We start from the raw sequence: 7,033 nt of genomic DNA on the forward strand, positions 1-7,033 counted from the left end.
TTTCTATTTTGTATGCTTTTTTCAACTTCTTCATCTTCCTTTATTTTTTTCTTATATTTTCTTTATATTGTTCATAAGTATAATATCTCCTATTTGTTGGTGTTCTAAATACTTTTAATATTCCTTCGTTATCCCATCTTTGCAATGTTCTAACTGATACATTAATTAATTCTGCAAATTCATTTGGTTTATAGTTATTATTTTTCAAATGTACTCACTTCCTTTTCGTAAGCACATTTTACTATTTCTAAATACATTTGTATATACTTTTAGTAACTAAAGATATCCTCCTTCTACCTGTAATTAGAAAACCATACTACTTATTTTAACACAACTCATAAACAAATTTGTAAGTTTGCCAGGAAGTTTTTTTATTCTAGCTTAAAAGCTTAAATATACTAGCTTTTATTCTAACTTAAATTTACTAGCTTAAACTTAAGATTTGTTACACCTAAGAGTTGTTACACCGTATTTAGGTATTTCCTATTTTACATTATAGACAAAAAAATGTATTTTATACATACATACGTTCTTGTCCAAGCCGGGGACGGTTCATTAATTTTATTAACAATTTATTTATTGACAGTTTTACTGTTAATAAATAAAATTAAATTATTATTTTTAGTTAGGAGCGATATTATGCCTTTTACTTTCGCACATCCAGCTGCAATTTTACCTATAAAAAGCAAATGGAAAAAATATTTTAGTTTTACTGGTTTAATATTAGGAAGCATGGCCCCAGATTTTGAATATTTTCTACACTTTAAACCTTTTTCAACTATAGGCCACTGTTTTTCAGGTTTTATCTTTTTAGATTTGCCACTATGTTTTGTTATTGCTTATATTTTTCACAATATAATAAAAAAGCCCTTTATAAATCACTGTTTTTCTCCATTAGACCAGTGGTATTGGTACATAAGTGAAAAACGTTGGAACTTAAACTCTATAAAAAAAATAATTATATTTACTTATTCATGTATTCTAGGTATGATAACTCATGTACTTTGGGATGGCTTTACTCATACAAATGGTTATTTTGTAACTTTAATACCCTTATTAAATAGAAAAATACAATTTATAAATATTAGTTTTCCTATATATAAATTACTTCAACACTTCAGTACTTTTTTAGGTTTAATTGCTATATTAATATTTTTGTATTTTAAAAGAGATACTAGCTCCATAATCTTTAAAAAGAAGAATGTATCAAAATTAACATCAAAAAGAAAATTTATATATCATTTGATTCCATTATGTATTGGTATCCTTTTTATTTTAATTTCTATTTACATTAATTTTATAAATTTAGGACTTAAACCCATTGGAAACTCTGTAGTAACTTTCATAAATGGATTATTTTTTGGATACATAATTGTATCATTTTACTCGGACAAGCTAGGGACGGTTCATTAATCTTATAAAAAAATGCCCAACTTTATTCCTTTTGATTATTTTAAATAACCAAAGAATAAAATTGGGCATTTTAACACACATATATACAATAAATTTTACATTACTTTTATAAATTTTCTCTTTCCTACTTTTATTACGTCTCCAGAATTTAACTGAACTTCTTTAAATTCCTTTACCATTTCCCCGTTTATTTTAACTCCGCCTTGCAATATCAATCTTCTCGCTTCATTTTTAGATGGAACTAAATTGCCTTTAACCATTATATCTATTAATCCAAAACCCGGTTGTATTTCTATTACTGGAATATCTTTAGGCACCTGATCCTTTTGAAATACACTCTTGAAATTTTCCTCTGCCTTTGCAGCTTCTTCTTCACCATGGTATAAATTTGTAATTTCCTTAGCAAGTTTCATTTTAATATCCCTTGGATTTACGCCATCCTGATGCAATTCTTCCTTTATATCATCTATAGTATCTGGATGAAGGTCTGTTGCTAACTCAAAGTATTTTATTATCAATTGGTCAGGTACCTGCATAACTTTACTATACATGGTATTTGCATCTTCATTTATTCCAACGTAATTTCCAAGACTTTTACTCATCTTTTCAACTCCATCTAGTCCCTCAAGAATAGGCATAAATATGGCTACTTGGCTATCTTGTTTGTACTCTTTCTGCAATGTTCTTCCCATCAAAATATTAAATCTTTGATCCGTGCCTCCTAACTCTATATCTGCCTTTATTTCTACAGAATCATAAGCCTGCATCAATGGGTAAAAAAATTCATGTATTCCTATGCTCATCTGATTATTGAATCTATTTTTAAAATCTTCCCTCTCAAGCATTCTTGCTACAGTGTATTTTGCAGCTAATTCTATAACATCCTTAAAATTAAGTTTTTCTAACCACTCACTGTTAAATCTTAACTCTGTTTTATCCTTGTCTAATATTTTAAATATTTGTTTTTCATAAGTTTTAGCATTTCCTATAACCTGCTCCTTAGTAAGCTGTTTTCTTGCCTTTGATTTACCTGTAGGATCTCCTATCATCCCTGTAAAATCTCCTATTATAATAACAGCTTTATGCCCTAAATCTTGGATTTGCTTAATTTTTCTCAAAACTACCGCATGACCAATGTGTATATCTGGAGCACTAGGATCAAGTCCTAATTTTACCACTAAAGGTCTATTTTCTTTTTCACATTTTTCTAATTTATCTCTTAATTCATCTATATTTATTATTTCATCTACACCTTTTCTAATAATTTTTATTTGTTCATCTATATTCATAATATTTTCCGTGTGTAAAATCATAAATTCTTATACTTTATAAATTTTTATAATTTACACACTTCACCTTCCTTTCATTTTAAATTTTTTATCACCCATTTAATTTTTTATCACCCAAGAAAATTGGGTAATTATATCTCGAATATAACATTAACCATATATTGTATGAATAACAGCGTGGAATTAAATGGCACTTTACACGATAGAGCATATAACATTATCCATTTATTGTATGAATAACTGCAATCGTTTGTATATTCTTTTTAAAAAGAATATATTTTAAATTTCATAACCTAATATAGCCTTTGAAAATTGTATGCTAATATTTATAAGTAACTTTTGCCGGCAAAATAAATACAGTTACATACTTAGCATTCAAAATCTCTCTGTTCCAAATACCTTTGTGTAAGCTTACAAAAAAATCAAAACTCCCGTCCTTACTGCCTAAACAATAAGGACGGGAGTCTATATTTAAAAATATTCCCGTGGTACCACCTTAATTTATTAATACCTCACGATATTAACCTTTTCGAGTACGATGCAAAATTTTAAAATACACATGATACTCTATCATTTTTAACGGCTGAAAGATCCCGTCAGCAGCCTACAACCACAGTGGCTTCGGTGCGATGCTCAAAGATGTATTCAGTTTATCCTTCTTTATCTCTTCACACCAACCAGAGACTCTCTTAAAAGATAGAATTAACTTACTTTTTCTTATCATAGCATTTATTTCATATGAACTTTTACATCATTATAAGAAAATTCTGTTTAAATGTCAAGTAAAATTTTTCAAACTTTAACTAGTAATTTGAAACTTATACTTAATATTAATACTTACATTGAAAATTTTTAAACAATGCAATACATTTAAACCTATTTCCAGTAGTAACATTTATGCAGAAATAACGAATGTTTAATGCATAAAACTGTAATTATTAATATTATATTGCTAATTACAGTTTTATAAATACAATGTTGCCATTAACACAATTTTATGTATAAAAATTTCTTTAGAAATTATTCCATTTTATAAATATAATGTCCCAACACTTCTGCTTCTTCTATGTTATGAGTTACTAATATTACAGTTTTCTTATTTTCATTCCATATTTGTAAAAATTCATCCATTATTTGTTTTTTTAAATCATTATCAAGACCCTTAAAAGGTTCATCCATAAGTAATATATCACTTTCGTAGGCAAAGGCTCTTGCAAGAGCTACCCGCCTTTTCATACCTCCACTTAAAGCCTTAGGTAGTAAATTTTTATCTTCATATAGGTTTACTAATCTTAAGTATTTATGGATAATTTGCTTCATTTCTTCCTTTTGTAATTGAGATTTTAAAACAAAAGCAATATTTTCATAAACCGTAAGCCAAGGAATTAACCTATCTTCTTGAAATACATAGGAAAATTTCTCACTTCCTATGTCCTTACTAAATATCACCTGACCTGTATACTCTTTATCTATCCCGCTTATTATGTTTAATAAGGTAGTTTTCCCAACACCTGAAGGACCCGTTATCACGATAATTTTATTTTTAGGAAAATCAATATTTAAGTTATTAAAAATTCTCTTATCGCCATATCTTTTACAGATATTAACTAATTCAAGAACATATTCATTAGAATTTTTCCTAGCTTTATTAGCTAAATATAATTTATATTTGTAATATTCTATTTTAGATATTTTTATGTTTAATTTTAAATTTTCTTCTAAATTTTCTTCTAAATTTTCTTTTAGATTTTCTTCTAAATTTTCTTCTAAATTTTCTTTTAGATTTTCTTCTAGGTTTTCTTCTAGGTTTTCTTTAGTCTTCCATCTTTCAAGTCCTTTTGATAACTTATCTATATCTTTATGAATTTTTTGCAATCTATGCTTATTCATAATTATATCCCTTTCAATATTTTTTATAAGTCTTTTATACAATATTTATATACAGCATTTATATATATTATATATGGATATTGATATGTGAATTAATACAATATTCTACTCTACTAATTTTCTCATATTTCATCACATGTTAATTTATACCCTATGTACAAGCCAACTATTATCTCTAGCAAGTTTTGATTTTTGTTAATTGTATAATCCAATATGTAAATTAAATAGCACTTAGTTGTTATTTACAACAAATTTTGTTTTCGATATTTTTACAAATTAATATAAAAAACAAATACCAACTAATTATTCTTTACTCAATTGCTCATCCTTGAATTTAGCCTATTTATATATTTTTTAAAAATAATTTCTAGAAGTAAACTCAATATTACTACAACTATAGTCCATGCAAAAAGTTCTTCAGTATCCAATATAGTTTTAGCATTTAAAAGATTTATACCTATAGAATATTTAGGAGTACTCAAAACCTCTGATGCCACTACAACTTTCCAGCCAAGCCCCAAGCAAAGAAGTGTTCCTGAAATTATATATGTACTTATAGATGGCAAATAAATATCTTTTATAATGTAAAACTTTTTTGCTTTATATAGCACTGCCATTTCTATAATTTTATTATCCACAGACTTTATGCCTTCAAGTACATTGGTGTATATTATTGGAAAACATATTAATATAGCTGTAAAAATAGCCACATTTCCAGATTTAAACCACACCAAAGCCAATATTATTATAGACATTACAGGCGTTGATTTTACTGCCGCCATAAAAGGTTCCATAATTTCTTCAAAAATTCTAAAGACTCCACCTAATATTCCAAATACGATACCTATAGTTATTGATATTAGTAAAGCCAAAAACACTCTTAATAGGCTATAAGCTATACTTTTCCAAAAATACATTTGAAATATAAGTGTGGCTAGTTTATTTAAAACTGCCACTGGACCAGGTAGTAAAATTTCCTTATTAAGAAAAAGGGAGCCAAGCTCCCAAATAATCAACCAAAAGAACAATATGGTTATTTTTTTAATTATTTTTATAATAAAATCCTTCATCTGGTAATTTTCCTCCAATTGACTTTGGATTACTTTGGAATAATACTTTTAAAAATCCTTCTATAGATTTTTTAGCTTCCTCTCCTTGCATAAGAACTATATTGCATCTAGGAATTGCTAATTCAGCTATCTTTGCCTTTGGCATAACTCCATGCTTTTCCGCAAGTTTGCCTGCCTCTTGATTATTTTTATTAACAAAATCTACGGATTTCTCATAATCTTTAAGAAAATTATTTAAACTATCTTTTTTGTTAGATACAAAATCTTTTCTAAATACTATTGCTCCCATAACTAGCTTACTTCCGTCCTCCACAACCTTATCCCATTGTTCTGTTAAATTAATAGGTACATTTAACTCCTTATTTTTAAGCTTAGAAGAAGTTACAAAAGGTTCTGGAAGCAATGCTATTTTTACTTCCTTAGAAGCCACGGAAGCAGCTAAATCACTATGTTGCATTTTATACTCTATCTTAACATCTTTATCCGGTTCCAATCCATTTTTCTTAAGTATATAGTTAAATATGAACTCTGGTGCTGATCCTTTACCTGATGAATATACAGTTTTTCCTTTTAAGTCTTTTATATCTTTAATAGTATTCCCATTTTCTACAATATATAAAACCCCTAATGTGTTAACCCCTACTAAATTAACATCACCTTTGGTTTTATTATACAAAACTGCTGCTAAATTAGAAGGCACTGCTGCTCCATCTAATTCACCGCTTACAATTTTAGATACCACTTCATCAGGAGAATTAAATAAAGAGATTTCATATTTGTCCTTATTTTCTTCCATACACTTTACCATACCTATACCTGTAGGTCCCTTTAAAGCTCCTATTTTTATCTTTTCCTCTTTTGTATTAGTAGTATTTTGTGCACTATTTTTATTATTCTTTGAAGAATTAGAACAACCACCTAAAAAAATTGTAAAACACATTAACACCACTAAACCAATTGCATAAATTTTTCTTTTCACATTATCACCTCATAATACGATATTTTGCAGTTTTACATAGTCCTTACGTATTCTTACCTAATGATTATCAAAACTTGCAATAACATTCAAGATACCTTTTACAACTTCCATGTAGCATTAATCCATCTATTTTTTTATACAAAAATTTTTGAAAATTAAAAGTTACATACTTCAATACTACACTTCACCCTTATATATTACTTTAAATTATGTAAAATAATTAAATTTATATAACATTTTAATATACCATTGAGTTTTACCCCTAACTCTTACTTCTTTCTTAGTTCTTACCTCACTTAAATTATATATCAAGTTTATATGTAATTTCAAACTTAAATGAAAAACTTTCCATCATACCTTTATTACTCCTTTATACAAGCATATATAAAATA

General features: G+C 27.3%; 5 protein-coding genes, 1 pseudogene and 1 other annotated feature. Of the genes and pseudogenes, 1 reads left to right on the forward strand and 5 read right to left on the reverse strand.

The features are described from left to right. Window positions 1-208, reverse strand: a pseudogene (locus FGK85_RS14055) (MerR family transcriptional regulator); the annotation flags it as partial. Between the two features lie 431 nt (window positions 209-639). Between FGK85_RS14055 and FGK85_RS14060 the strand changes: the two are divergent. Further along, entirely contained in the window at window positions 640-1,413 is a 774-nt protein-coding gene (locus tag FGK85_RS14060; protein WP_138207666.1) for a DUF4184 family protein, read from the forward strand. 95 nt (window positions 1,414-1,508) lie between these two features. On the opposite strand, the gene tyrS is transcribed toward FGK85_RS14060, so the two are convergent. The 4 genes from tyrS to FGK85_RS14080 form a co-directional block, all read right to left on the reverse strand. Then, complete coding sequence (gene tyrS / locus FGK85_RS14065; protein ID WP_138207674.1) at window positions 1,509-2,705, reverse strand: tyrosine--tRNA ligase; 1,197 nt, start codon at window positions 2,703-2,705, stop codon at window positions 1,509-1,511. A gap of 447 nt (window positions 2,706-3,152) precedes the next feature. Continuing rightward, window positions 3,153-3,435 (reverse strand) — a binding site (T-box leader). 287 nt (window positions 3,436-3,722) lie between these two features. After that, window positions 3,723-4,304: an ABC transporter ATP-binding protein gene (locus FGK85_RS14070; protein ID WP_341472491.1), complete on the reverse strand. Its 582-nt coding sequence runs from the start codon at window positions 4,302-4,304 to the stop codon at window positions 3,723-3,725. Between the two features lie 602 nt (window positions 4,305-4,906). Then, entirely contained in the window at window positions 4,907-5,662 is a 756-nt protein-coding gene (locus FGK85_RS14075) for an ABC transporter permease (RefSeq protein ID WP_138207670.1), read from the reverse strand. Beyond that, on the reverse strand, window positions 5,634-6,641 hold the full coding sequence (locus FGK85_RS14080) for an ABC transporter substrate-binding protein (protein WP_138207672.1): 1,008 nt from the start codon (window positions 6,639-6,641) through the stop codon (window positions 5,634-5,636). Before FGK85_RS14080 ends, FGK85_RS14075 begins: the two co-directional genes overlap by 29 nt. Between the last annotated feature and the right edge of the window lie 392 nt (window positions 6,642-7,033).

The sequence above is a fragment of the Haloimpatiens lingqiaonensis genome (assembly GCF_901447495.1).
In the GTDB taxonomy this organism is placed as follows: domain Bacteria; phylum Bacillota; class Clostridia; order Clostridiales; family Clostridiaceae; genus Haloimpatiens; species Haloimpatiens lingqiaonensis.

What these genes read in the sequence shown, in the direction of transcription:
- FGK85_RS14075 (WP_138207670.1), bottom strand. Translation starts at nt 5,662, where the DNA reads ATGAAGGATTTTATTATAAAAATAATTAAAAAAATAACCATATTGTTC.
- FGK85_RS14060 (WP_138207666.1), top strand. Translation starts at nt 640, where the DNA reads ATGCCTTTTACTTTCGCACATCCAGCTGCAATTTTACCTATAAAAAGC.